The organism is Parahoeflea halophila, assembly GCF_900220985.1.
GTDB lineage: Bacteria > Pseudomonadota > Alphaproteobacteria > Rhizobiales > Rhizobiaceae > Hoeflea > Hoeflea halophila.
This window is the reverse complement of record NZ_OCPC01000003.1, coordinates 225,794-251,858: the sequence shown is the minus strand read 5'-3', so window position 1 is coordinate 251,858 and position 26,065 is coordinate 225,794. Positions and strand designations below refer to the sequence as shown.

The window sequence follows — 26,065 nt, the reverse complement described above, 5'->3', positions numbered from 1 at the left end:
GCCGCAGCCCTGTTAAGCTTCCTACACGCTGATCACAACTGGCGGGTTGAAGCACCGGGCGCAGCCAATGCCCTCTGCAGCAGACTGAATCTCGGTCTCGCCTGGCCAGTCTGGACGGTATCGTGCAGGCGGTTACTGCTTGAGAAGCCCGATACGCGACCAATCGCCCCAATCAGGCTTTCGAAGCCGAATGCAGTTGGAAAACAAAGAATGCTCGGATATTGAAGCCATATGTTGTTCTGGGTAATCGCCGCCGTCATGACCGCCGTTGCGACCCTGGCCTTGCTGAGGCCGGTGGCGCGTGCTCGTTCGGAGGCGCCTGACGCGCCCGAATTGCATGATATCGAGGTCTATCGCGACCAGTTGAGCGAAGTCGACCGTGATCTGGCGGAAGGCTTGGTGGACCCGGTTCAGGCCGAAGTCGCCAAGACGGAAATCTCCCGCCGCCTGCTTAGCGCCGCCCGCAAGAGCGAGGCGGCAGAATCTCAAGGCCGTGCAGGGAGCAATCGCGGTCTGCGCCGTGCGGTTGTGATCATGATGGCGCTTTTCATGCCGGTTGCAGCGTTGACGGCCTATCTCGAACTCGGCAGGCCCGGTTTGCCGCAGCTGCCGCTTTCGGCAAGGCTGCAGGCCGATCCGCAGGCCAGCGACGTCGCCATGCTGATCTCCAAGGCTGAGCAGCACCTTGCGGAAAATCCCGATGACGGCCGCGGCTGGGACGTGCTCGGCCCGATCTATCTGCGCACCGGCCGCTTTGAGGACGCAGCCACAGCCTACAGAAAGGCGATATCGATTCTGGGCCCGTCCCCAACACGGCTGTCGAGCCTTGGCGAGGCCTTGTTCTCCGCGTCGGGAGGCATTGTCACTGAAGAAGCCAATCTGGCCTTCCAGACCGCGCGGGAACTCGATTCCGCCGACCCGAAACCACAGTTCTTTCTGGCGGTGGCGCTGGCCCAATCGGGCAAGACAAGTGAAGCACGAGCGGCCTTCAACGGCATGCTCGAGGCTGCACCTGAGGGGGCGCCATGGATTCCCGCGGTTGAGCGTCAGCTCGCGGACTTACAGCCCCAAGCAGGCACCGGGCCATTGTCTGGGACCGGCGCGCAGGTCCCTGGCAATCCGACCGCGGCTGATATTGCTGCGGCGCAGACCATGAGCCCTGAGGACCGGCAGGCGATGATTGCCTCGATGATCGAGAGCCTCGAATCCAAGCTGGCCGACAATCCCAACAACGTTGCCGGATGGCTGCGGCTGATCCGTTCGCATGTCGTCACCGGAGGCCGTGACAGGGCACAGGCGGCTCTCGACCGCGCCTTTGCCGTCTTTGCACCGGCCAGCCCCGAGTTCCAGCAACTCAGCACGCTGGCCAGGGAATTTGGCCTCAGCGAGACCCCGATACTCGGCGGCGTGCCGATGGCACCTAATGTGCCCGCCGCACAGGCAATTTCCCCCGCCGAATCACCGGTCGCAACCAAGACCCCCTTCATCCTGCCGCCGGCGGGCGGTGAGGCTGCGGCCGTGCAGGCTCCCCGGCCTGCTGAAGCTGTCCCGCCTGGCGGTTCCGATGCTGCATCGACCCCTCGGCCATCGGCCGGTCCGACACAGGCCGATGTTGCCGCGGCGGCTGAGATGACGGTTGAAGACCGGGTTGCGATGATCCGCTCGATGGTCGACTCCCTGAATGCCAGGCTGGTGGAAAATCCCGACAATCTCGAAGGTTGGCTGCGCTTGGTCAGATCCTACGCGGTGATGGGCGATCGTGGCTCCGCTGTCACGGCTCTTGAGCGCGCCGGGGACACATTCCCCGCCGACAGCGAGGCCGGGCGCACACTCGCACGCCTTGCTTCCGAGCTCAGTCTTGAACAGGCTCAGGAGGAGCAATGAACCGCAAGCAGAAACGATTGTCGATCATCGCCGGGGGTGCGGTGTTTTTGGCCGCTTCAGCGGCGCTGGTCGCCTCGGCGCTGCGCGAGCAGATCGTGTTCTTCAATTCGCCCACGGACGTGCTGGCACAGCAAATGGCGCCGGGCACCCGCGTGCGGCTTGGCGGCTTGGTCGAGGACGGCTCGGTCGAGCGCGGTGAGAATTCGGCCGTGACCTTCCGGGTGACCGACACCAACGCTTCGGTCAAGGTGCGCTATGTCGGCATCCTGCCCGACCTGTTCCGCGAAGGGCAGGGGGTGGTCACCGAAGGCACGTTTTCGCCCGAGCAAGGAACATTCCTGGCCGATTCCGTTCTCGCCAAGCATGACGAGAATTATATGCCCAAGGAAGTTGCGGACTCGCTGAAAGCACAAGGGGTCTGGCAGGAGGGGGATCCGGCCCCCGGGGTCGAAACGCAGACGCAGTAGACGGACGAAAAGCATGCCGGCGCGGCATGGGAGAAGACGCCATGATCACTGAAATCGGCCATTTTGCACTGATCCTCGCGCTGGCGACGGCGGTCGTGCAATCGGTTGTTCCCCTGATCGGCGCGCGCCGCCGTGATGCGGGTCTGATGGCCGTCGGCCCCATGGCGGCGGTCACTTCGCTGATGCTGGTTGCGATCTCCTTTGCGGCGCTGACCAACGCCTATGTGACATCGGATTTCTCGGTGCAGAATGTGGTCGAGAACTCGCATTCGCTCAAGCCGATGATTTACAAAATCACCGGTGTCTGGGGCAATCACGAGGGCTCGATGCTGCTCTGGGTGCTGATCCTGGTGCTGTTTTCGGGCCTGGTGGCGCTGTTCGGGCGCAATCTGCCGGACACGTTGAAGTCCAATGTGCTTTCGGTCCAGGCCTGGATCACGGTCGCCTTTCTGCTTTTCGTGCTTCTGACCTCGAACCCGTTTCTGCGGCTTGATCCGGCGCCCGCCGAAGGCAATGACCTGAACCCGATCCTTCAGGACATCGGGCTGGCGATCCATCCGCCGCTGCTGTATCTCGGCTATGTCGGGTTTTCGATTTCCTTTTCGTTCGCCATTGCGGCGCTGATCGAGGGTCGCATTGATGCGGCCTGGGCGCGCTGGGTCCGACCCTGGACCCTGACGGCCTGGATCTTTCTCACCGCCGGGATCTCGATGGGCAGCTACTGGGCCTATTACGAACTCGGCTGGGGCGGCTGGTGGTTCTGGGATCCGGTCGAAAACGCCTCCTTCATGCCCTGGCTGGTGGGCACTGCTTTGCTGCATTCGGCGCTGGTGATGGAAAAGCGCGAGGCACTCAAGATCTGGACGGTGCTGCTTGCCATCCTGACCTTCTCGTTCTCGCTGCTCGGCACCTTCCTGGTGCGGTCGGGCGTCCTGACATCGGTGCATGCCTTCGCCACCGATCCGACCCGCGGCGTGTTCATTCTGGGCATTCTGGTGATCTTCATCGGCGGTGCGCTGGCCCTGTTCGGCTTCCGCGCCGGTACCTTGAAGGCCGGAGGCATGTTCGCGCCGATCTCGCGCGAAGGGTCGCTTGTGCTCAACAACCTGTTCCTGACCACGGCTGCAGCCACGGTGTTGGTTGGAACGCTGTATCCGCTGCTCCTGGAGGCCGTCACCGGGACCAAGATTTCGGTCGGTCCGCCGTTCTTCAACCTGACCTTCGGCCCGCTGATGATCCCGCTGCTGCTGGCGGTTCCCTTCGGGCCGCTGCTGGCCTGGAAACGCGGTGATCTGGCAGGTGCTGCGCACCGGCTCTACTTTGCTGTCGGCATTGCCATGCTGGTCGGGCTTGGTGTGGTCTTTATTGAGACCGGAGCGCCCGTGCTGGCAGCGCTCGGCATCGCGCTTGGCGTCTTCCTGATCCTTGGTGCCCTGACTGATCTGGCGCTGCGCTCCGGTATTGGCCGGGTGCGCCCGAGCATCGCCTGGGGCCGGCTGACCGGCCTGCCGCGGTCGGCCTTTGGATCCGCGCTGGGACATTTGGGACTGGGCGTCACTGTGATCGGTGTTGTCGCGGCAAGCGTGTTCTCCACCGAAACCGTGCTCGCCATGAAACCCGGCGACACCGTCATGGCAGGCGGCTATGAGCTGCGTTTCGAGGGCGTCCGCGATTACAATGGCCCGAACTACTCGGCCCAGTCCGGCGAGTTTACCGTTTCGCGCGGTGGCGTTGAAGTGGCGCAGGTTGCCTCGTCGAAGCGGTTCTACCAGGCGCGGGGAATGCCGACCACCGAGGCCGGTATCCTGACCTTTGGCGCCAGCCAGCTCTACGTTGCGCTCGGCGACCCCGAGGCCAATGGCGGCCTGGTGGTGCGGGTCTGGTGGAAATCCTGGGTGACCTTCATCTGGTACGGCACGGTCGTCATGGTGCTCGGAGGATTACTGTCGCTCACTGACCGCCGTCTGCGCATTGGCGCGCCCAATCGGGCCCGGTCGAAGCAAAAACCTGCGGAGGCAACCGCGTGATGATCTTTCGCCAGGCGCTGGCCGCGCTATTGCTTCTGCTTGCGCTGATTGCGCCGGCGGCAGCGGTCAATCCCGATGAGGTGCTGGATGATCCGGCGCTGGAGGCGCGCGCCCGGTCCCTGTCGCTGGAACTGCGCTGCCTTGTTTGCCAGAACCAGTCGATCGACGATTCCAACGCCGAGCTCGCGCGTGATTTGCGGGTGCTGGTGCGCGAACGCCTGGTGGCGGGTGACAGCGATGAGGACGTGATAGACTATGTCGTCTCGCGCTATGGCGAATTCGTGCTGCTCAAGCCCCGCTTTTCGGTTCAGACCGTGTTGCTCTGGGGCGCTCCGATCGCGATTTTTCTCATCGGCGCCGGAGTGATGCTGGTCTACAGCCGCGGCCGCGGCAAGACGGTTGCCGCAGCCACTGGCAGCGAACTCAGCGACGCCGAACAAGCCGAACTCGCGAAACTGTTGAAAGACCGTGACCGTCAGACCTGATAGAAGGATGCCCGAAGAACTGAAAGGGACAGGGCATGACGGCACATACGATCAAGGCGGAATTCGAAGGTCATTCCGGGGCGAAACTGGCCGCAAGGCTTGATCTGCCGGCAGGCACAATCCGCGCCTGGGCCTTGTTCGCCCATTGCTTCACCTGCTCCAAGGACTCGCTTGCCGCCCGGCGCATCTCCGGCGAACTTGCCCGTGCAGGCATTGCCGTCATGCGCTTCGATTTCACCGGGCTCGGCTCGAGCGACGGCGAATTCGCCTCGACCAATTTTTCCTCAAATCTCGAAGATCTCCGCGCGGCGGCCGATTGGCTTGCCGTTCATTACGATGCGCCGGAGATCCTCATCGGCCACTCGCTTGGCGGAGCAGCCGTGCTGGCAATTGCCGGTGAACTCCAATCAGTCAAGGCCGTGGCCACGCTTGGCGCGCCCGCCGAGGCGAGCCATGTGATCCACAATTTCGCCGCCCATGTCGAAGAGATCCATGCGCAGGGTCAAGCCGAGGTTGATCTGGGTGGCCGCACTTTCACGATCCAGCGGCAGTTCATCGAGGACCTCAATGCCACCCATCTGACGGACCTGGTCGGTCGCATGAAGACGGCGCTGCTTGTCCTGCACGCGCCGCGCGATGCGATGGTCGGCATTGACAATGCTTCCGCGATCTTCACCGCTGCCAAGCACCCGAAAAGCTTTGTGTCACTGGATGGTGCCGATCATCTGCTGACCGACCCGACTGACGCCAATTACGTGGCCGATGTCATTGCGTCCTGGGCGTCGCGCTACCTGCCCGCCGAGGCGCCTCGGCGCGAGGATGAGACGGTGGAAGACGTTGTGGTTGGCGAAACCGGGCAGGGGCGTTTTCAGGTGTCGATACAGGCCGGGCCGCACCGTTTTCTCGCTGACGAACCCGCCGATATCGGTGGCGCCGACACCGGGCCTTCACCCTATGATTTGATGGCGGCGGCACTCGGTGCCTGCACGGCGATGACGCTGCGCATGTATGTGCGGCTCAAGAAACTCGAGCTTGGCCTCGTGACGGTCACGGTCCGGCACAACAAGGTCCATGCAGCCGACTGTCTGGAGTGCACCGACGAGGAGCGCTCCGATCGCGGCAAGATCGACCGATTTGAGCGCATTATTTCCATAGACGGGGGAACACCCGCAGGCCTCGCCGACAAAATTGTCGAGATCGCCGCAAAATGCCCGGTGCACCGCACGCTCGAACATGGCGCCAAGGTTGTGACAAGGCTCAACTGAAAACGCGGTGAATGCGAGCATTGCCAAGGCATGCCGGCATCCGTAATGGAGTCCGGCGCCAGTCTTGCAAGTGATTTGCGAAACCGGTCAGATCACAGCGCCGACCGGCTTCGAAACCGCGGGCGAAATCTGGTGTCGTTAAAATAGCCGGCTATGAAGGCGCGGGATGACCCTTTGACTGTTTTGCCTGATCACAGATCTCGTACCAGGATGGCTTTTCATCGACAAATTCGTGCAGGCTGTTCCGGACACTCAGTTCGGTGTCCAGTGCGTTTGCTGCTATCGGGAAACTGTCTGCATCGGACAGGATCTCACCCAGCGACGTGCCGCATATCCTGCAGAAGCACCTTCCGTAAATATATGGCGAAACCGGCTCGAACAGCTGCACATGCTCCCGACCCACGATCCACTTTAGATCTTCCTTCCTGACGAAAACGATGGTGCTGGCTCCCACTTTCCTGCATCTCGAGCAATGGCAGGTACCCATCATCGATGGTTGATTGAGGAGCTCGAATTTGACCGCTCCGCAGCAGCAACTACCCTTGATCATCACCTGAATCCCTTTGTGAAAACGCTTTGAGATGCGGGGAACAATACAAGAACAAACTGGACGCGGCAAGGACCCGCGCAAACCTGGCAAGCCGCGGTCCTGTCTTCATGCGGCCTGTGTGCTGGCGAGGAGGGACTCTTCTACAACACCCCGATGCGCAATGTGGCGAAGACAAGGCAATCAACATTACAAAGGTTTAATGATCCGGAAAGCTTGTCGTAACCGGCTGCGCACTATGTCTCGTCGGCAAGAGCCGGATTGACGGCTTTCGCATCAAACAAGAGGTTGAGATATGTCGAACACTCCCCGCAGATTCTCCAAGGGCTTCCTTGGCACCACCGCAATCGCCGGTATCGCCGCTGCCCTGCTGACCACTGGCGTGCCCGCGCCGGTGTCCGGCGCTTTCGCCGACGCCGTCCGCGTTGAAGCACCCCAGGCCCCGAGCTTTGCCGATGTCGTTGAAGCCGTGTCGCCGGCCGTCGTGTCCGTGCGCGTCCAGGCCGAAGTCAAGCCAGTGTCCAACAATGGCGGCTTCAATTTCGATTTTAACGGCCGCGGCTTTGACGACCTGCCGGACGATCACCCGATGAAGCGCTTCTTTGATCAGTTCAGCCGTGGCTTTGGCGACGACAATGACCGCCGCGCCGAGCGTGATCGCCGCGGGCCGGAAGGCAAGCGCCGTCCCGGCCGGGTGCGTCCCGTCAGCCAGGGTTCGGGCTTCTTCATCTCCGAAGACGGCCTGCTGGTGACCAACAACCATGTGGTTGAAAACGGCTCTGCCTTCACCGTGATCATGGATGACGGCACCGAGCTCGACGCCAAGCTGGTCGGCCGCGACAGCCGCACCGATCTGGCCGTTCTCAAGGTCGAGGAAGAGCGCAAGTTCACCTATGTCGACTTCGCTGATGACAGTAAGATCCGTGTCGGCGACTGGGTTGTAGCTGTTGGCAATCCCTTCGGTCTTGGCGGCACCGTGACCGCGGGTATCGTCTCGGCGCGCGGTCGCGACATCGGCGCAGGCCCCTATGATGATTTCATCCAGGTGGATGCGGCCGTCAACCGCGGCAACTCCGGTGGTCCGACCTTCAACCTGTCGGGCGAAGTCATCGGCATCAACACAGCGATCTTCTCGCCATCGGGCGGCAATGTCGGAATTGCCTTTGCGATCCCCGCAACTACCGCCCGTGCGGTGATCAATGATCTCATCGACAGTGGCTCGGTCGAGCGCGGCTGGCTTGGCGTCCAGATTCAGCCGGTCACCGCCGACATCGCCGAATCCCTCGGCCTTTCCAATGCCGAAGGCGCTCTGGTCACCGAACCGCAGGAGGATGCGCCCGCCGCCAAGGCCGGTATCGAAGCGGGTGACGTGGTCACCGCGGTCGATGGCGACAAGGTCGAGGATCCGCGTGATCTGGCCAAGAAGATCGCCGCGATGGATCCGGGCAAGACCGTCGATGTCACGGTATGGCGCAATGGCAAGAGTGAAACCATTAAGGTCGAACTCGGCTCGCTTCCCACCGAAACGGCCGCTCTTGCGCCTGACCAGGACGAAGTGCCGTCCGAACCTCAGGCGGAAGCCACCCTCGACAGCTTCGGCCTGACTGTGGTTCCGGCTGAGACCGGTAACGGCCTTGTCATCACTTCGGTGGCGCCCGACAGTGCTGCCGAGGAGCGCGGTCTGCGTGCCGGCGACGTCATTCTGGCTGTCAACAACCAGGATGTCGCAAAGGCTGCCGATGTGGTGAGCATTATCGATGCCGCCGCCAAGGATGGCCGCAAGGCAGCCCTGTTCCAGGTCGAAAACGAGAATCGGTCGCGCTTCGTCGCCCTGCCGATCGACCAGGGCTAATCCGGCCTGAATGACTTGCATTCCGGAGCACGTGACGTGCTCCGGGTGCCAAACGCGGCGGGCCGCCCCATATAGCCCGCCGCGTTTTTGTGTCCGGATCTCGGATGATTCCATTTCGACGCAAAGCGCCCTAGGATCACGCCATGAAGATTCTCATTATCGAAGACGATCTGGAAACCGCGGCCTATCTGTCAAAAGCCTTTCGCGAAGCAGGTATCACGGTCGATCATGCCAGCGATGGCGATTCCGGTTTCTTCCTGGCCTCCGAGAACAGCTATGACGTGCTGGTGGTCGACCGCATGCTGCCCAGGCGCGACGGCCTGTCGATCATCAGTGAATTGCGCGAAAAGGGAGATGATACGCCGGCCCTGATTCTTTCGGCATTGGGCCAGGTCGATGACCGCGTAACCGGCCTGCGGGCCGGCGGCGACGACTATCTCACCAAGCCTTACGCTTTTTCCGAATTGCTCGCCCGGATCGAGATCCTTGGCCGCCGCAAGGGTGGGCGCGAGCAGGAGACCACTTACCGCGTTGGCGATCTCGAACTTGACCGGTTGAGCCATGAAGTCCGCCGCGCAGGACAGCAGATCCTGTTGCAGCCGCGTGAGTACCGTCTGCTCGAATACCTGATGAAGAATGCCGGTCAGGTGGTGACCCGCACCATGCTGCTCGAGCATGTCTGGGATTACCATTTCGATCCGCAGACCAATGTCATCGACGTCCACATTTCCAGACTGCGCTCGAAGATCGAAAAGGATTTTGGCGAACCGTTGCTCAGAACGGTCCGCGGAGCGGGCTACATGATGAAAGCCGGAGGCTGATGTCCCGTCTTCGCGCCATGTTGTCGACCACGGCCGTGCGCCTGTCGGCGCTCTATCTCGGCCTGTTTGCGCTCTGCGCCGTCGCGCTGGTGTTTTACGTCACTGCGATCTCCGAAGGGATGCAGCGTGACCGTACCCAGGACGCCATCGCCAATGAGCTGCGTATCGTCGCAGGCGCTTACCGTGGCGGCGGAGTGGCCGGGCTGGTGCGGATCATCGAGCGCCGCTCGCGGCGACCCGGCGCCAACCTCTATGCCATTGCCGCTCCCACCGGTGAATTGATCGCCGGCAACATCGCGTCGCTGCAGCCAGGTGTTCTCGATTCCGAAGGCTGGAGCCCGGTTCCGTTTCGTTACGAGCGGATCGGTGAAAGAGTGGACGAAGATCACCGGGCGCTGGCCCAGGTCGTGTTTCTGGGCAACGGCATGCGGCTGATGGTCGGCCGCGACATCGGCGAGCGCGAGCAGGTACGCGGACTGGTGCGTCAAGCGCTGGTCATGGCGCTGGCGATCATGTTCGTCGGCGCCTTGGCGATCTGGTTCCTTGTGGGGCGAAGGGCCCTCCGGCGCATTGATCATATGTCCGAAGCCAGCAAGAAGATCCTCGCCGGCGACCTGTCTCAGCGCCTGCCCGTCAACGGTTCCGGCGACGAGTTCGACCGGCTGAGCCTGTCTCTCAACACCATGTTGGGACGCATCGCGCAGCTCAATGAAGGACTTCGCCAGGTTTCCGACAATATCGCCCATGATCTGAAGACCCCGCTGACCCGCTTGCGCAACCGGGCCGAAGCGGCCCTGGCCGATGGCGGCGTTGAAGCCCAGACCGAAGCGCTCGAACAGATGATAGCCGACAGCGATCAGCTGATCAGGACCTTCAATGCGCTGTTGATGATCAGCCGCGTCGAGGCCGGTTCCTCGACCGCGCAAATGACCGACGTCGACCTGTCGGGCCTCGCCCTGGACGCCGCTGACCTTTATGAGCCGGTGGCCGAGGAGGAAGGGGTGAAGCTGACGGCGAAAGTCGAACCAGGGATAATCATCCGCGGTAACCGCGAGCTTCTGGCGCAGGCGCTGTCGAACCTGATCGACAATGCGGTCAAATATGTCGGCGATGGGCCGGATCCTCGAATTGCCGTCACGCTCGGCCGCTCCGGTAACCAGATACGGCTGGCTGTGACGGACAATGGCCACGGCGTGCCCGCAAACCGTCGCGAAGATGTGGTCAAGCGTTTCGTCCGGCTTGATGAAAGCCGTTCAAAACCCGGAACCGGACTGGGATTGAGCCTTGTCCAGGCCGTTGCGGCGCTGCATGGTGGGCACTTGTTGCTCGATGACGCGTCACCGGAAGCCAGGGACCATCCCGGCCTCGCCGCGACCATGGCGCTGCCGGGGGGGAAATGACAGACACGCCAGACGCCGGATTGATCAAGCATCTCGCCAACAGCCCCATCCGCGCGCCATCGCAGAAGGCTGCAAAATCCGTGGCCGCCGATCTCAAGCCGCTGGCCGCGGAGCATTCCGAGATTGCCGCAGTGCTTGCGTCGGACGGCGCGCCCCGCGAGTTCCTGCTCGCGGCACTGGCGCTATCGCCCTATCTGCGGGAAATTGCGCTGATCGATCCCCAGTCGCTGGCGCTGGCGGTATCCGTGCCTGCGGCCTATCTCGTTGCCAGCACCATCGGGGACGCGCGCGACAGCTGGCGCAATGCGGATGGCACGCTTGCCACCGAGGCCGAACTGATGCGGCATCTGCGCCGCGCCAAGCGCCGGGTGTCACTGGCCCTTGCCCTTAATGACCTGGCCCGGCTGACTGATGCCAGACATACCACGGCAGCACTGAGCGAACTTGCCGATGCGGCACTGGGGGCTGCCTTTGATCATCTGCTGCGCGGTGGCCACGAAGCGGGCAAGCTCACCTTGCCTGATCCGGACAATCCCTCGGACAATTCCGGGCTAATCGTGCTGGGTATGGGCAAGCATGGCGCCCACGAGCTCAACTATTCTTCCGATATCGACATTGTCGTGTTCTTCGATCCGGCTGCCGGCGTGGTCAAGGACCGGGACGAGGCGACCGAGGTGTTTGCCCGCATGGTCCGCCGTCTCGTCCGCATCATGCAGGAGCGCACCGGCGATGGCTATGTCTTCCGCACCGACCTGCGGTTGAGACCCGATCCCGGCTCGACGCCGCTGGCCTTCCCGGTTTACGCGGCGATGAACTATTATGAGAGCAGGGGCCAGAACTGGGAACGCGCGGCCTATATCAAGGCCCGGCCGGTTGCGGGCGACATCGAGGCAGGCGAGCGCTTCCTTCAGGAACTGGTTCCGTTTGTCTTTCGCAAATATCTCGATTTCGCGGCCATCTCCGACATTCATTCGATCAAGCGGCAGATCCACGCCCATCGCGGCTTTGGCGACATTGCGGTCAAGGGCCACAATGTGAAGCTTGGCCGAGGCGGAATCCGCGAGATCGAGTTCTTTGTGCAGACCCAGCAACTGATCGCCGGCGGCCGGATGCCGAAACTCAGGCTGCGCCGTACCGACGAGATGCTGGTGGCGCTGGCGCGTGCCCGCTGGATCGACACCACGACCGCAAGGCTGCTGGTGGAAAGCTACTGGTATCTGCGTGATGTCGAACATCGCATCCAGATGGTGCGCGATGAGCAAAGCCACACCTTGCCCGAAAGCGAAGCCGAGCTCGCCCGCATCGCGCTGATGATGGGCGATGTCGACACGAAGAGTTTCGGCAAGTCCTATGTCAGGGTGCTGACAAATGTCGAGCAATGCTATGCCGACCTCTTCGAAAAGGAGCAGGGCCTTTCCGGCGGCGTCGGCAATCTGGTCTTTACCGGGGACGATGATGATCCCGGCACCCTCAAGACACTTGCCGATCTCGGCTTCGAGCGGCCTTCGGATATCGCCCGCGTCATCCGCACCTGGCATTACGGCCGCTATCGCGCCACTCAGTCGAAAGAGGCGCGTGAGCGTCTAACGGAGCTGACGCCGGAGCTGTTGCGCGTGTTCGGTGCGACCAAACGGGCCGATGAGGCGCTGCTCAGGTTCGATGCATTCCTTTCGGGCCTGCCGGCCGGCATCCAGCTGTTTTCGTTGATCGGCAACAATCCCGGCCTGATGTCGCTGATGGTCACGATCATGGCCTCCGCCCCGCGGCTGGCCGACATCATCTCGCGCAAGCCGCATGTCTTCGACGGCATGCTCGATCCCGGCCTGATGGCGGAGTTGCCGACCCGGGCCTACCTCGCCGAACGGCTGGAAAATTTTCTCGAAGGCGCCCAGGCCTATGAGGAAGTTCTCGACCGGTTGCGCATTGTCGCGCTGGAGCAGAAGTTTCTTATCGGGGTCAGGCTGCTCACCGGAGCGATCTCGGCCGAGCGCGCCGCACGCAGTTTCTCGCATCTGGCCGATCTGATCATTGGTGCGGCACTCGAGGCGGTTCGCGAAGGCATGGAAGAAGCCCACGGCCGCATTCCCGGCGGCCGGGTTGCCGTGCTCGGGATGGGCAAGCTCGGCAGCTATGAACTCTCCGCCGGGTCTGACGTCGATATCATCCTTCTCTATGATCATGATCCCGACGGCGATGACTCAGACGGCCCGAAGCCGCTCGACCCTGTGCGCTACTACACCCGCATGACCCAGCGGCTGGTTGCCGCGCTTTCGGCGCCGACCGCCGAGGGTATCCTCTATGAGGTCGACCTGAGGCTTCGCCCCTCGGGCAACAAGGGGCCGGTGGCGACTTCGATCCGGGCCTTTTCGAAGTACCAGGCGGAAGAAGCCTGGACCTGGGAGCACATGGCGTTGACCCGCGCCCGAGCGGTCTGCGGCGACAAGAGCTTGTGTGGTGAGGCGCGTGCGCTGATAGACGAGGTGCTGGCCAGGCCGCGCGACCGGGCGAAACTGCTCAAAGACCTGACAGAAATGCGCACTCTGATCGAGCAGGAGAAGCCGCCGCGCGACATCTGGGACGTCAAGCTCATCCCCGGCGGGCTTATCGATATCGAATTCATCGCCCAGTACCTCTCGCTCACCGCCCGGGCTGAGGGGTGGCAGCCGGCACCGGAAGACGATGGCGCCGCCGGACTGCTCACAGGCACTGATCCCGACCGGATCGCCCAGCCCGTCGATCACAATGAGTGCACCAGCACCGATGCCATGCTCAAGGTCCTTGGTCCCGGCGCACTCGGCGAGGAAATCACCGAAAGCCTGCGCCATGCGCTGGCGCTGTGGTCCGGTCACGCCCAGATCGTCAGGCTCTGCACCGAGAGCGGTTTCGCGCCGAAGGAAGCACCGGCGGGCTTGATCGATCTTGTTACACGATCCGGAGAGACGCCCAGCCTGGCCAGCCTGGAGGCAGAGTTCAAGGCTACGTCGAGACGGGTCCGGACCGTATTTCAGCAGATCATGGCCTGACCAGGACCGGCGCTTGTCAAGCCGGCAGATACGCTGCGAGCGAAGCGATGGGCCCACTCTTTCGCTGCGCTTGTCCCGTCTCATGAAAACCAGTAAGAATTGCAGGGGGCGCAAGGCTGGGGCAAGTTGTTTGAGGCATTTATGGACACGGGGACAGGCACGATGCATAGACGTGCGAGATAGTAGCGGGGGTACCCATGCAGACAATCCTCTTGGTCGATGACGACCCCCATCAACACGAACTGTTGTCATTTTATCTTGATGAAAACTTCGGCCCTGACTGTCCGTTTGTGTCCGCCTACGCTCTCGATGAGGCGCTTGCTGAACTTCACATTCAGTCGTTCGATATCATCCTCCTCGACAACCGGTTGCGCCCCCATCACAGCTACACTGAGACCATTGGCGCGATCGGCGAGGTGAGCGGCGACAGCCGGATTTATCTGATTTCGGCTGCACGCGAGTGTGAGAGGCTGGGAGATTACAGAGCTCACGGCATTGTCGATGTGATCGACAAATTCGAACTCCGGCAAGCCATATCGGATGGCCTGATCGGCCGTGCCCGGCATCCCAGCCAGTAACAGGCCAGCGACTAGCCGTTTCTCACCGATGCGCGCTGCCTGTTGCCCCCGGGCGAGGCGGACGTGCCTCGTCTGTGGCGAGCCAAGTGGCTGGATCCTGGCCCGGATATGAGCTGGGTGAGCACCGTGAAGTCCCCGTTTTACCGGTAATTATTGTCCCGGCCAATTTATGTAAAATTAAGATTAGTTTGCGAGTTTCCTCGATCACTAGCCTTTAGTTTATCAAGGATCGGTTCAGGCAATGATGGGTAACTTCAAGATTTCCACGAGGCTGTATTTCCTCGTAGGTCTGGCTTTGGCGGTGTTTGCGGCAGCTGCCGTCTACAAGCTGTATGATTCTCAGAATGCGATGGTTGCGGAGCGCAAGGCCAAGCTCAATGCGCTTGACGAAAGCGTCATTGCGATGCTGGAACATTTTCACAGCCTCGAAACCTCGGGCGCTTTGACGCGCGAGGAGGCCCAAAGTCGTGCCATCGAGGCAGTTCGCCCGATGCGCTATGAGGCTGATGGTTACTTCTGGATCAATGACATGAATAAAGTCATGGTCATGCATCCAATCAAGCCGGCGCTGGAAGGCCAGAATCTGGGCGACCTGAAAGATCCGACGGGCAAGTTCATCTTCCAGGAGATGGTGAAAGTCGTGCAGGCCGACGGGGAAGGCTATGTCGATTACCATTGGCCCAAGCCGGGAGCCGAAGAACCAGTTCTCAAGTACTCCCATGTGGAAGGTTTTGCGCCTTGGGGGTGGATTGTAGGCACCGGTGTTTACGCCGACGACCTGGCGGCGTTGTTCAAGAACAATGCAACCAACACCGCGGTCATCCTGGGCTTCGGCGCCTTGGCGATCCTTCTGGTTGCATGGGCTGTGGTTCGCAGCGTCGTCACCCCGATTCGCAGACTTAACGCCACCATGCAGGATATTGCCCGCGAGGATGTCAGTGGCGAGGTTCCTGAAGCCGAGCGCAAGGATGAGGTGGGCGAGATGGCAGCCTCAGTTCTGGTGCTGCGGGATTCAGTCCGGGAACGCGCCGAGATGCGTGCACGCGAAGCTGAGCAGCAGCAGCAGCTCGATGCCGAGCGGGAAGATGGTGTCCGGCGTCAGCAGAACATCAGCCAGTCACAGGCCGATGTCATGGCCAAGCTCGGCGGTGCATTGGAGAAGCTTGCGAGCGGCGACCTGACGGTGCAGATCGACAACATCTCGCCGGAATACGCCAAGCTGCGGGATGATTTCAACCAGGCGGTCAACGCGCTGGGCAGCGTCATCGTGTCAATTGCGCAGTCGACCGACGTGGTCAACGCCAGCGCCGACGGGATCGCCGAAGCCGCAAACAACCTTTCGCTCCGGACTGAACAACAGGCGGCTTCGCTCGAGGAAACCGCTGCGGCTCTGGACGAGATTACCTCGACCGTTCGCAGCTCCTCCGAGCGTGCCTCCGAGGCCAACCGCATGGTTGGCGAAACCCGCCAGAGCACCAGCAAGTCAGGCAAGATCGTCAACGAGGCGATCACCGCGATGAACCGGATCAAGGATGAGTCCGACCGCATCGGCAAGATCATCGGCGTGATCGACGAGATCGCTTTCCAGACCAACCTGCTTGCGCTCAACGCGGGTGTTGAAGCAGCCCGTGCCGGTGAGGCCGGCCGTGGCTTTGCTGTGGTCGCCCAGGAAGTGCGTGAACTGGCTCAGCGTTCGGCGACAGCCGCACAGGAAATCAAGCAGTTGATTTCCAGTTCGGCCAACGAAGTTCAGAACGGCGTGTCGCTGGTTCAGTCCACCGGAGATGCGCTCTCTGAAATCGAGCGCTTCGTGAATCAAGTCAACGAACAGGTCAATTCGATTGCCACTGCAGCGCAGGAACAGGCCAGCGCCCTGGCCGAGGTCAACACTGCGGTCAATCAGATGGACCAGATGACCCAGCAGAACGCGGCCATGGTCGAAGAGACCAGTGCAGCCAGCTTGACCCTGACGCAGGAAAGCGGCCAGCTCAATTCCATGCTGCGCAACTTCCGTTTGCCACAGGCCGGTGGAGCACAGCAGCGCCAGTCTCGCGCGGCCTGAACCATCGAAATCTGAATGGTCTGAAACAGTCAGCCCGGCGCCCGCACCTTTGCAGGCGCCGGGTTTTCCTCGTCTGGAACCCGCGAGGCGGCTATGAGACATGGAACAGGGGCCGGGGCTGTGGCCAGGGCAGATGGCCGACATTTGCGAGGATGCCTGGAACCTTTGTCGGATCCAAACGTATGTGCGGATCAGGCGCGGTTTGGCGGCGGCACAAAAAAATGATCTGCCTCAAAACCGGCGTCATCTTGCTACAATTGCCGCTGACGGCTTTCACCAACCAGCCAATGGATTGACCCCATGCGTCGCTACGCCTGTCCCAATTGCTCCAATGAAGTCCATTTCCGCAACAGCGAATGCGTCAACTGTCATTCGCGGCTTGGCTATGTTCCCGCATGGGACCAGATGTTTTACGCCAGTCCGGATGATCAGCTCTGGCACGATGGTGCGACTGCCTACAAGGCCTGTGCCAACCGGCAGTCGATCTATTGCAACTGGCTCGTCGAGAGCGACGATGAGGAAGAGCATTGCCTGAGTTGCCGCCACACCCTGGTAATCCCCGATCTGTCCTCGGACGAGAACCGTGAGCACTGGGCAGCACTCGAGGAAGCCAAGCGGCGCCTGTTCTATTCCATCGAAAAGTTCAAGCTGGGGGTCGGCGATCTGGTCCACCAGCCCGATACCGCCTTGCGGTTTGAATTCAAGGCAGACACCTTGACCCCGGATGGCAAGACCACGCGGGTTCTCACCGGCCATGACCGCGGGCTGATCACCATCAACGTGGCGGAGGCCGACGATCCCACACGGGAAAAATACCGCAAGGCGATGGGCGAGCCCTACCGCACCCTGATCGGCCACTTCCGCCACGAATCCGGGCATTACTACTGGGATCATCTGGTTTGGAACACACCCAAGCTCGATGCCTATCGAGCCATCTTCGGCGATGAACGCGAGGACTATGGCGAGGCGCTCAAACGTCACTATGAGCACGGTGCGCCAGCGGGCTGGGAGGCAACCCATGTCAGTTCCTACGCCTGCGCGCATTCCTGGGAGGATTTCGCCGAAACCTGGGCGCACTACTTTCATATTGTCGACGGTCTGGAAACGGCCGGCTGGTACGGGCTCGACGGCCACACCCCCGATGCCGGCCTGAAGCGTACGCCCGGAGGCTGGTCCGACGCCGGACCCTACGGTGCGGCGGAGTTCCGGCCGCTGATGGACGCATGGGTGCCGCTGACGGTGGCGATGAACGCCATGAACCGGTCAATCGGATTGAGCGATTTCTATCCCTTCGTGCTCTCGGACACGATTTTTGCCAAGCTGGAGTTCATCCACGGCATCATCCACGATCGCGGCTGACGCGGGTCTGTAGCGACCAGGAGGTGTCTCACGAGAGAGGCAGCGGTGAAGCCTACGCCGCCGTGGCCGGACGGTCTTCGCAGCATTCGAGCGGCATCCGGATGCTGACGATGGTGCCGATACCCTCCTTGGAGCGGACTTTCATCGCACCGCCGTGCAGTTCGGCAAGGCTGCGCGAGATTGCCAGGCCCAGGCCTGAGCCTCCGGTGGATTTCGAGAACTGGTTCTGTACCTGTTCGAACGGCTGGCCGATCCGGCTGAGCAGCGCCTTGGGTATGCCGATGCCTGTGTCTTCGATGCTGACGGTCACCGCGCAGGATGTCTTGCGCGCCCGCACCATGATCCGGCCGCCAGCTTCCGTGAACTTTACGGCGTTGGACAAAAGATTGAGCAGGATCTGTTTCATCGCCCGCCGGTCCGCGTTCAGCGACAGGTGTTTCGAGATCTTCTGGTGAACCTCGATGCCCTTTTTTTCGGCCTGGATGGCAACCAGCCTCAGAGCCTCGTCGAGCAGCGGCGCCATATCGACCTGCTGGCAATGAATGCGCATTTGCCCGGCTTCGATCTTGGCCATGTCGAGAATGTCGTTGATGACGGTCAGAAGGTGGATGCCGGAATTGTGGATGTCGTCGGCATATTCGGAATACTTGTCCGATCCCAGCGGCCCGAACATGCGCGCCTGCAGCACTTCGGAAAAGCCGATGATGGCGTTGAGCGGCGTTCTCAGCTCGTGGCTCATATTGGCAAGGAACTCTGATTTTGCCTTGTTTGCCGCTTCCGCCCGTTCGGTCTCGATCTGGTAATCCCTGTTGAGTTCAGACAGCTCCGCGGCCTTGCGTTCGAGTTCGTTTTGCGATGCGGTTAGGTCGCCGATGGTGGCCATCAGCCGTTTCTCGCTTTCGCGCAGGCGTTCCTGGTTGCGCTTCAGCGGCGTGATGTCTGTTCCCACCGAAACCTGCCCGCCGTCGCGCGTCTGGCGTTCGTTGATCTGCATCCATCGTCCGTCGCAGAGCTGGACCTCATAGGTCTGCGCCAGGCCCTTGGAGCAGGGGACAGCCAGTCGCCGTTCGACGACCGGTCGTGTGGCTGCCGCTTCGACAGTTTCGCGCGGCGTGCCAGGCGCCAGGCTGTCTGCGGGAAGGCCGTGAATTTCCTGGTAGTGCTTGTTCCACAAAACCAGCCGGTCGTTTCGGTCCCACAACACAAAGGCTTCCGATGTGCTTTCGATGGCGTCGAACAGGCGCTGGTCGGCCTCTGCGGTGCGCTGCTGCAGGCGGTGCTGCTCGGTGACATCCATGGCTATGCCGATCAGGTGGGTCTGGGCCGAGGTGGGGTCGACGACCTGTGCCCGGGCCCGCATCCAGACATAATGGCCATCTGCATGGCGCATGCGAAACAGCTGATCGACCTGCTTTATTTCACCGCTCGCCACCTTTTGCGCGATTTCGTAGAGGTCGCCGTCGTCCGGATGGATCAGACACGAGGCCTCGCCGAACGAGATTACGCTGTCGCGCGGCGGGAGCCCGAGGATCTCGTACATGGATCGCGACCAATAGAGCCTTCCTCGCGCCATGTCCCAATCCCACAGCCCGCAGCGTCCGCGCGACAGCGCCATGTCGACGCGGCGGTGGCTCTCGAGATAGATCTCGTCGGCTTCCTGAGCACGGCCCGCTTGGCTGAAATAGGCGTAGAGTATGACGAGCAGGATCGAGGAGGTGGCGATGAACAATGTCACATTGACCGAGACCGACTGCCGCCAGGCCGCGTTCATATCGGCGATCGGCGTGACAGAAAGCACGGATCCGGCACCTTCGGGCAGCAATGACATGGCGGCCATCACCTGCTCGCCATTGAGGTTGATCTGCTGGACCCCGGCCCGGTCGCCGAACAGGCGCAATGGCGAGGATTCGGGCAGCAGCGTTGACATCAGCCTGCCGACGAGGTGATAGCCGCCGGCGGTCGCGGCAAAGGCCCGGTTTTCAGCATTGAGCACCAGCAGATAGCGGCCTGCGGTGTCGGGCAGGGCGCTTACAGCACGGTTCAGGCGCGCCTCGGTGTCCCAGCGCAGGGATTGCTGGACCGGCTTCAGCTCGGTGGAAAGACTTGCGTGGGCGGCAGCCAGCGACAGGGCCGTGATGTGTTCCGCCGCATTCATAAGCCGGTCTCGATAGTCGCTGATGTTCATGTAGCGGGCCGCTGCGACCACCACCAGAAACGCAACGATCAACACTGGAATGAGACGCTTGAGAAAGGGCTCGGCACTGATCAGCCGGTCGTAGGCCGGTTGGGCGAACAGCTTGGCGTGACCCGACAGCCTCCCGTCGGCGCGCTTTACGCCAGGTTTTCGAGCATGATTCGACCCTCCGGCCGCAGGTAGGTGCTGCGCATCCGCCATAATTGAATTGTTTCCCCGTTAGCATCCGAACTACCGCATCTTCGGATCTGCCCTAGTGAATCAAAGGTGATTCGGCTTGTCCAGTGCTAAAAGTAACCATTCGTTAAGATTTTGAAATTGCTTGCATTTCACCAAAATCGGAGCGCTGCGGAAGAGGTCTCATGCTCCGGACGGGGCACCGGGTCCGCAAATCACCTGTCTGGCGGCGCAAGAACGCGCCTGCCGCGCCGTTCCAACCGGACAACAGGGCAGGCGCACATGGCCGATTTGTAAGAAAGAATCAGTCAGCCAGCATGCGCTCGATGATATCTCCGACATCCGGGGAGAGCTTTCCGGCCTCGCGGATCGACACCAGCGCCTGCCGTGCAAGCTTCTGCCGTCGAGGCTCGAACGACCGCCACGACCGCATCGCAGTGAGCAGGCGGGCAGCCAGTTGTGGATTGCGCTTGTCGATGTCGATGACCTCACGGGCAAGAAGCCGGTAGCCTGCGCCGTCGGGTGCGTTGAAGCCGGTCGGATTGCCTGCCGAGAACGAGCCGATCAGGGCGCGCATGCGATTTGGGTTCTTGCGGTCGAAGTCCGGGCTTTCGAGCAGCGCCTCGACACGGGCGGAAGTGCCGGCACCCGGCGCCATGGCCTGGATCGCATACCATTTGTCGAGCGCCAGAGCGTCGCCCGCAAACCGGCTCTTGAACGCTGCCAGAGCCGCCTCGGCTTCGTCTGACCCGGGAAACTGATGCACCAGGATCTGCAACGCCTGCGTCATCGCCGTCATGTTGTTGCTGGCATCAAACGCAGCCTTGGCGCGTACCGGCTCAGCTTCGGCGATCGAGGCGTAGGCCAACGCCGTACCCGCAAGCGCCCGCAGTCCGGCATCTTCTGCAGCCGGGCTGTAGGGGCCGGTGGGTGCACGGTCTGCCAGCTTGCTGAAGACGGCGAGGCCGGCGGTGGCTATTTCCGAAAGCACTGCTTCCCGTGCGGTGTGAATGGCGTCCGGATCGATGTTGGAACCGATCTCGCGCGCGATGTCGCTCTCAGCGGGCAGGGCCAGTGCCTGGGCGCGAAAAGCCGGCTCCAGGCTTTCGTCGGCAGCGGTGTCGACAAGGATCTTCGCCAGTTCTTTCGCCGCGGGCAGCTTGCGGCCGTCACGCGCCAGTTTGGACACCGCCACAAGATGCCGCATGGCCTGTTCGTTCAGTGCCTGCCAGCGCGACACCCCATCGCTGTCGTGGCGCGCAATATGGGCAAGGTCGTCGGCACTCTGTTCCATGGCGATATTGACCGGCGCCGAGAAGCCGCGGTTGATCGACAGCACAGGCCGACCCGGCACATCGGTAAAGCTGAAGGTCTGCTTCCGCTTGGTCAGATGGAAAACACCGTTGCCGGCTTCGCCGCCCTGCGGTTGACCGTTGAACTCCGAGCCGTCGGGCAGGATCAGGCCATAGGCCAGCGGGATGTGCATCAGCGCCTTGCGGGACTGGCCCGGCGTCGGCGCCAGCGACTGCTCGAGCGTTACCTTGAAGGACTTCGCGGCTTCGTTCCAGTCGGTCGAGACCGAGACGGAAGGCGTGCCTGCCTGACTGTACCACAGGGCGAATTGCTTCAGGTCGCGGCCACTGGCTTCGGCAAAGCAAGCCAGGAAATCCTCGATCGTCGAGGCATCGCCGTCGTGCCGTTCGAAATACAGATCCATGCCTTTGCGGAAATCGTCAGCCCCCAGAATGGTGCGGATCATGCGCACCACTTCGGAACCTTTCTCATACACTGTTGCAGTGTAGAAATTGTTGATTTCCTTATATGTTTCGGGACGAACCGGATGCGCCAGCGGGCCGGCATCCTCGGGAAACTGGTGGGCTTTCAAAAGCCGGATCTCGGCAATCCGTTTGACCGCCGCCGAACGCTGATCTGCCGAGAAAGCGTGATCGCGGTAGACGGTAAGACCTTCCTTCAGGCACAGCTGGAACCAGTCGCGGCAGGTGATGCGGTTGCCGGTCCAGTTGTGGAAATATTCATGCGCGATGATGGCTTCGATATTGGCATAATCGGCGTCTGTCGCGGTTTCCGGGTCGGCCAGCACATATTTGTCGTTGAAGACGTTAAGTCCCTTGTTCTCCATCGCGCCCATGTTGAAATCCGACACAGCGACGAGCTGGAAGATATCGAGATCATATTCGCGTCCGAAGACCTCTTCGTCCCACTTCATCGAGCGTTTTAGCGCATCCATGGCGTAACCGGCGCGGCCTTCCTTGCCGTGCTCGACATAGATCTTCAGCGCCACTTCCTTGCCGCTCATGGTGGTGAACGTGTCCTCGACCAAGCCGAGATCGCCGCCCACAAGGGCAAACAGATAAGAGGGTTTTGGGTGAGGATCGAACCAGGCGGCGAAATGGCGGCCTTCGTCATAATTGCCGCTGCCCAGGAAGTTCCCGTTTGACAACAGGTACTTCGCATCGTCCTTTGCGGCGATGATGGTGACGGTGTAGACCGCCAGCACATCCGGCCTGTCATAGAAATAGGTGATGCGGCGGAATCCTTCGGCCTCGCACTGGGTGCAATACACGCCGTTGGTGCGGTAGAGCCCCATAAGTTTGGTATTGGTGTCGGGAGACAGCGTGGTGTTGACGGTGATCTCGAACGGTGCGCTTTCGGGCAAGCCACGGATCGTCAGGCTTTCCTCGTCCACGTCGAAGAGCGAAGGATCGATATCGTTGCCATCGAGTTGCACGCTGTCGAGGGTGAGTTCGTCACCGTCGAACACCAGAGCAGCATCCGCGGCCACACCCTCGCGACGGTGAAGGATCACCCTGGAGACGACCTTCGTCTCGCTGGGGTCAAGCTCAAATGTCAGATCGATCCGTTCGACCACGAAATCGGTGGGCTTGTAATCCTTGAGCTTGTACACCTGTCCCGTCTCAGTCCGCATGTTTTGAATGTCCCGCATTTTCCCATTGTGGGACGGAAGCTATCACGCTGGTTCCTGACAGCGGGTTAAGATGAACCCGCGTGGCCCGGTGGCGGGTTACGGCATGATAATACAGGAAAATAGCGTCCAGGCCTCGTTTTCAACCCGAAGTGGGAGTGGGGTGGTGTCGAGGCGCCGAATTCTCCATAATCTGAGGCGATTTATCAGGATTTAGCCGGTTGCGAGGACCGTTTGCACCTCGGCCGGGTTATCAACTTGTTAAGCATGTATCTGATCCGCATGGTTTCGTGTCGCAAATTCGGTGGTCCCGGCAGTGATAAGGACGAGACCGGCAGGCAGTCCGGAGGCAATCGGGCCGGCGCTACTCGACTTTCAGGGCCCGGAGTCTAATATGAGTCGAGGATCGCCTTCGCGATTATCGAAATCTATCCATCACCAGGACCTGCCATGAACATCGCGACACCTAAATTCGGCGTGGGCGCTTCAGCGTTGCGCAAGGAAGACCGAAAGCTGATCACCGGCGAGGGTTCCTTTACCGACGACGTTCGGATTGAAGGCGAATTGCGCGGTTTCGTGTTGCGGTCTCCGTACGCCGCTGCAAAGTTCGAGATTGGCGACCTCGACGCAGCGCGTGCGGCCGAAGGTGTTCATCTGGTTCTCACCGCAGGTGACGTTGCTCATCTCGGACCGGTCGTCAATCAGGCCACCGTCAAACAGCCCGACGGCACCATCCATCCTCAGAAACACATCCCGCTGTTGTGTGACGGGGAAGTCCGCCATGTTGGCGATGCCGTCGCCTTCATCGTCGCCGAGACGCTGGCCCAGGCGCAGGAAGCCTCCGAGCTGATCGAGATAGACTGGGACATTGAAGACGCTCAGGTTGATCTTGCGGGGGCACTCGAAGATAGCCAGACGCTGGTCTGGCCCGATCTGGGAACCAATCAGGCCTACCTGTATCGCACCGGCGATATCGACAAGACGGAACAGGCCTTCGCTGAAGCCGATCATGTCACCACGATCGAGTTCACCAACAACCGGCTTGTTTCGAACTACATGGAAACTCGCGCCTGCCTGGCGGAATGGGACGATGAGAGCAAGAAATTCACCCTGACGCTCGGCTCTCAGGGCGTCCACGGCATTCGCAAGACCATCGCCAAGGACATTTTCCGCATGGATCTTGAAGACTTCCGGGTCATTACCCGCGATGTCGGTGGCGGCTTCGGCACCAAGGTCTTCAACTACCGCGAATATCCGCTGTCGCTGGAGGCCGCACGGCAGCTCAACCGGCCGGTCAAATGGGTCTCCGACCGCACCGAGCACTTTCTGGCCGACGCACATGGCCGCGACAACAAGGTCTCTGCGTCCCTGGCCTTGAATGACGAGGGCCGCATTCTCGGCCTGAAGATCGATGTAATGGCAAATATGGGGGCCTATCTCAGCCAGTTCGGCCCCTTTATCCCGGTTTTCGGCGCCTCCATGGCAACCGGGGTCTATGACATTCAAAACCTCGATTTCAGACTGCGCGGCGTCTACACCCACACCACGCCGGTCGATGCCTATCGCGGCGCCGGCCGGCCAGAAGCGGCGTTTCTGATCGAACGTCTGATCGACTCGGCAGCCCGCGAGATCGACGTGCCGGTGGCTGAATTGCGCCGCCGCAATTTCATCCGCCCGGAGCAGTTTCCCTATCACACGCCCGGCGGCCGCACGTATGATGTCGGCGAATTCGACGGCCACATGACCCGCGCCCTGGAAAAGGCCAATGTCGCAGGTTTCTCGGCCCGCGCCCGCGAAGCGCAATCCCGCGGCAAGCTGCGCGGCCTTGGCACCGCAGTCTATATCGAGGCCTGCGCATTTGCCGGTTCCGAACCGGCCCGGTTGACGCTTGATGCCGATGGCGGGATTACCCTCTACATTGGCACCCAGACCAACGGGCAGGGGCACGCCACCGCCTACAGCCAGTTCATCGCCGACCAGATTGGCATCGACTTTGACAGGATCACCGTGCGCCAGGGCGACACCGCCGAACTGGCGAAGGGCGGTGGCACCGGCGGATCGCGCTCGATCCCGCTTGGCGGCGTGTCGGTGTCCGCAGCCTCTAAGGTGCTGGCCGAGAAGATGAAGAAGCTCGCCGCCGACGAACTCGAGGCTTCCGCAGCCGATATCGAACTCGTCGATGGCTCTGCCCGTATCGTCGGCACCGACCGGGTGATCAGCTATGCCGACATGGCAAGGGCCGCCAAAACCGAGGAGGACCGCACCGGATTGGCCGATGTGGTGCAGGACGAGGCCACCTATCCCAATGGCACCCATGTCTGCGAGGTCGAGATCGATCCGGAGACCGGCCATGTCGACATCGTGCGCTACACCATCGTCGATGATTTCGGCATGACGGTGAATCCGGTGCTGCTGCTCGGGCAGATCCATGGGGGCGTGGTTCAGGGCGTGGCCCAGTGCCTGAGCGAAGGCGTGGTCTATTCCGACGACGGCCAGCTTCTGACTGCAAGCTTCATGGATTACGCCGTACCGCGCGCAGGCGACATGCCGTTCTTCGATTTCGAGACCCGCAATGTTCCTTCCACCACCAATGCGATGGGGATCAAGGGCGCGGGCGAGGCCGGCACCATCGGCGCCTGTCCGGCGGCGATGAACGCGCTTGTCGATGCGCTCGACCGCGCCCGCGGCGTGCGACACATCGAGATGCCGGCCACCCCGCAGCGCATCTGGGAAGCGCTCAACAGCTGAGCGCGGCACGAGCCCGTGCTCAGGCGGCCGTCGCCATTCATCAGTGCCAGATAGTGAGGTCATCAGCTTTTTTTATCGGACGGCAAGCAACACTCAGTCTATGGTCGCAGCGACACGCCCGTCGGGCCTGACGAAATCCCCGCATGCCTGAAATGCTGCTACGAAGGAACCAAGGTGACCGAACGCCCGACCACTGACCAACGGAAAAACGCCTCGCCGCAATCCGGCCCAG

16 protein-coding genes are annotated in these 26,065 nt (G+C 61.5%); 13 read left to right on the top strand and 3 right to left on the bottom strand.

The window, feature by feature from the left end; translation table 11 throughout:
* The first annotated feature begins 231 nt into the window (after positions 1 to 231).
* The 5 genes from ccmI to CRO46_RS11660 are packed head-to-tail and all read left to right on the top strand — an operon-like array spanning position 232 to position 6,128.
* Positions 232 to 1,884, top strand: a complete 1,653-nt coding sequence (gene ccmI, locus CRO46_RS11680) for a c-type cytochrome biogenesis protein CcmI (protein ID WP_097107953.1) — start codon at positions 232 to 234, stop codon at positions 1,882 to 1,884.
* Positions 1,881 to 2,351 carry a cytochrome c maturation protein CcmE gene (gene ccmE, locus CRO46_RS11675; protein ID WP_097107952.1) on the top strand — a complete coding sequence of 157 codons (471 nt, stop codon included), beginning with the start codon at positions 1,881 to 1,883 and terminating at the stop codon, positions 2,349 to 2,351. Before ccmI ends, ccmE begins: the two co-directional genes overlap by 4 nt.
* Before the next feature lie 41 nt (positions 2,352 to 2,392).
* Positions 2,393 to 4,378, top strand: a complete 1,986-nt coding sequence (locus CRO46_RS11670) for a heme lyase CcmF/NrfE family subunit (RefSeq protein ID WP_097107951.1) — start codon at positions 2,393 to 2,395, stop codon at positions 4,376 to 4,378.
* Entirely contained in the window at positions 4,378 to 4,863 is a 486-nt protein-coding gene (locus CRO46_RS11665) for a cytochrome c-type biogenesis protein (RefSeq protein WP_097107950.1), read from the top strand. Before CRO46_RS11670 ends, CRO46_RS11665 begins: the two co-directional genes overlap by 1 nt.
* A 35-nt stretch (positions 4,864 to 4,898) precedes the next feature.
* Entirely contained in the window at positions 4,899 to 6,128 is a 1,230-nt protein-coding gene (locus CRO46_RS11660; protein ID WP_097107949.1) for a bifunctional alpha/beta hydrolase/OsmC family protein, read from the top strand.
* A 151-nt stretch (positions 6,129 to 6,279) separates the two neighbouring features.
* On the opposite strand, the gene CRO46_RS11655 is transcribed toward CRO46_RS11660, so the two are convergent.
* Positions 6,280 to 6,678 carry a GFA family protein gene (locus CRO46_RS11655; protein ID WP_097107948.1) on the bottom strand — a complete coding sequence of 133 codons (399 nt, stop codon included), beginning with the start codon at positions 6,676 to 6,678 and terminating at the stop codon, positions 6,280 to 6,282.
* A 292-nt stretch (positions 6,679 to 6,970) separates the two neighbouring features.
* Here CRO46_RS11655 and CRO46_RS11650 point away from each other — a divergent pair, with 292 nt between their 5' ends.
* The 7 genes from CRO46_RS11650 (at position 6,971) to CRO46_RS11620 (ending at position 17,770) form a co-directional block, all read left to right on the top strand.
* A complete protein-coding gene (locus tag CRO46_RS11650) occupies positions 6,971 to 8,527 on the top strand; it encodes a Do family serine endopeptidase (RefSeq protein WP_097107947.1) in 1,557 nt (518 codons plus the stop codon).
* 143 nt (positions 8,528 to 8,670) lie between these two features.
* The gene (locus CRO46_RS11645) at positions 8,671 to 9,348 is read left to right on the top strand and encodes a response regulator transcription factor (RefSeq protein ID WP_097107946.1); all 678 of its coding nucleotides are present in this window, start codon (positions 8,671 to 8,673) and stop codon (positions 9,346 to 9,348) included.
* On the top strand, positions 9,348 to 10,748 hold the full coding sequence (locus tag CRO46_RS11640; RefSeq protein WP_097107945.1) for a sensor histidine kinase: 1,401 nt from the start codon (positions 9,348 to 9,350) through the stop codon (positions 10,746 to 10,748). Before CRO46_RS11645 ends, CRO46_RS11640 begins: the two co-directional genes overlap by 1 nt.
* Positions 10,745 to 13,771, top strand: a complete 3,027-nt coding sequence (locus tag CRO46_RS11635) for a bifunctional [glutamine synthetase] adenylyltransferase/[glutamine synthetase]-adenylyl-L-tyrosine phosphorylase (RefSeq protein WP_097107944.1) — start codon at positions 10,745 to 10,747, stop codon at positions 13,769 to 13,771. Before CRO46_RS11640 ends, CRO46_RS11635 begins: the two co-directional genes overlap by 4 nt.
* Before the next feature lie 212 nt (positions 13,772 to 13,983).
* The gene (locus tag CRO46_RS11630; RefSeq protein WP_179759035.1) at positions 13,984 to 14,349 is read left to right on the top strand and encodes a response regulator; all 366 of its coding nucleotides are present in this window, start codon (positions 13,984 to 13,986) and stop codon (positions 14,347 to 14,349) included.
* 244 nt (positions 14,350 to 14,593) lie between these two features.
* Entirely contained in the window at positions 14,594 to 16,411 is a 1,818-nt protein-coding gene (locus tag CRO46_RS11625) for a methyl-accepting chemotaxis protein (protein WP_097108255.1), read from the top strand.
* A gap of 300 nt (positions 16,412 to 16,711) precedes the next feature.
* Entirely contained in the window at positions 16,712 to 17,770 is a 1,059-nt protein-coding gene (locus CRO46_RS11620; RefSeq protein ID WP_097107942.1) for a zinc-binding metallopeptidase family protein, read from the top strand.
* A 52-nt stretch (positions 17,771 to 17,822) separates the two neighbouring features.
* On the opposite strand, the gene CRO46_RS11615 is transcribed toward CRO46_RS11620, so the two are convergent.
* Entirely contained in the window at positions 17,823 to 20,165 is a 2,343-nt protein-coding gene (locus tag CRO46_RS11615) for a PAS domain-containing sensor histidine kinase (protein ID WP_097107941.1), read from the bottom strand.
* A gap of 280 nt (positions 20,166 to 20,445) precedes the next feature.
* Positions 20,446 to 23,088 carry an aminopeptidase N gene (gene pepN / locus CRO46_RS11610; RefSeq protein WP_097107940.1) on the bottom strand — a complete coding sequence of 881 codons (2,643 nt, stop codon included), beginning with the start codon at positions 23,086 to 23,088 and terminating at the stop codon, positions 20,446 to 20,448.
* A 447-nt stretch (positions 23,089 to 23,535) separates the two neighbouring features.
* On the opposite strand from pepN, the gene CRO46_RS11605 reads away from it, so the two are divergent.
* Entirely contained in the window at positions 23,536 to 25,833 is a 2,298-nt protein-coding gene (locus CRO46_RS11605) for a xanthine dehydrogenase family protein molybdopterin-binding subunit (protein WP_097107939.1), read from the top strand.
* Positions 25,834 to 26,065 lie beyond the last annotated feature (232 nt).

Coding starts and splice junctions, on each gene's coding strand:
- ccmI (WP_097107953.1), top strand. CDS start 232: ATGTTGTTCTGGGTAATCGCCGCCGTCATGACCGCCGTTGCGACCCTG.
- ccmE (WP_097107952.1), top strand. CDS start 1,881: ATGAACCGCAAGCAGAAACGATTGTCGATCATCGCCGGGGGTGCGGTG.
- CRO46_RS11670 (WP_097107951.1), top strand. CDS start 2,393: ATGATCACTGAAATCGGCCATTTTGCACTGATCCTCGCGCTGGCGACG.
- CRO46_RS11665 (WP_097107950.1), top strand. CDS start 4,378: ATGATCTTTCGCCAGGCGCTGGCCGCGCTATTGCTTCTGCTTGCGCTG.
- CRO46_RS11660 (WP_097107949.1), top strand. CDS start 4,899: ATGACGGCACATACGATCAAGGCGGAATTCGAAGGTCATTCCGGGGCG.
- CRO46_RS11655 (WP_097107948.1), bottom strand. CDS start 6,678: ATGATCAAGGGTAGTTGCTGCTGCGGAGCGGTCAAATTCGAGCTCCTC.
- CRO46_RS11650 (WP_097107947.1), top strand. CDS start 6,971: ATGTCGAACACTCCCCGCAGATTCTCCAAGGGCTTCCTTGGCACCACC.
- CRO46_RS11645 (WP_097107946.1), top strand. CDS start 8,671: ATGAAGATTCTCATTATCGAAGACGATCTGGAAACCGCGGCCTATCTG.
- CRO46_RS11640 (WP_097107945.1), top strand. CDS start 9,348: ATGTCCCGTCTTCGCGCCATGTTGTCGACCACGGCCGTGCGCCTGTCG.
- CRO46_RS11635 (WP_097107944.1), top strand. CDS start 10,745: ATGACAGACACGCCAGACGCCGGATTGATCAAGCATCTCGCCAACAGC.
- CRO46_RS11625 (WP_097108255.1), top strand. CDS start 14,594: ATGGGTAACTTCAAGATTTCCACGAGGCTGTATTTCCTCGTAGGTCTG.
- CRO46_RS11620 (WP_097107942.1), top strand. CDS start 16,712: ATGCGTCGCTACGCCTGTCCCAATTGCTCCAATGAAGTCCATTTCCGC.
- CRO46_RS11615 (WP_097107941.1), bottom strand. CDS start 20,165: ATGGCGGATGCGCAGCACCTACCTGCGGCCGGAGGGTCGAATCATGCT.
- pepN (WP_097107940.1), bottom strand. CDS start 23,088: ATGCGGACTGAGACGGGACAGGTGTACAAGCTCAAGGATTACAAGCCC.
- CRO46_RS11605 (WP_097107939.1), top strand. CDS start 23,536: ATGAACATCGCGACACCTAAATTCGGCGTGGGCGCTTCAGCGTTGCGC.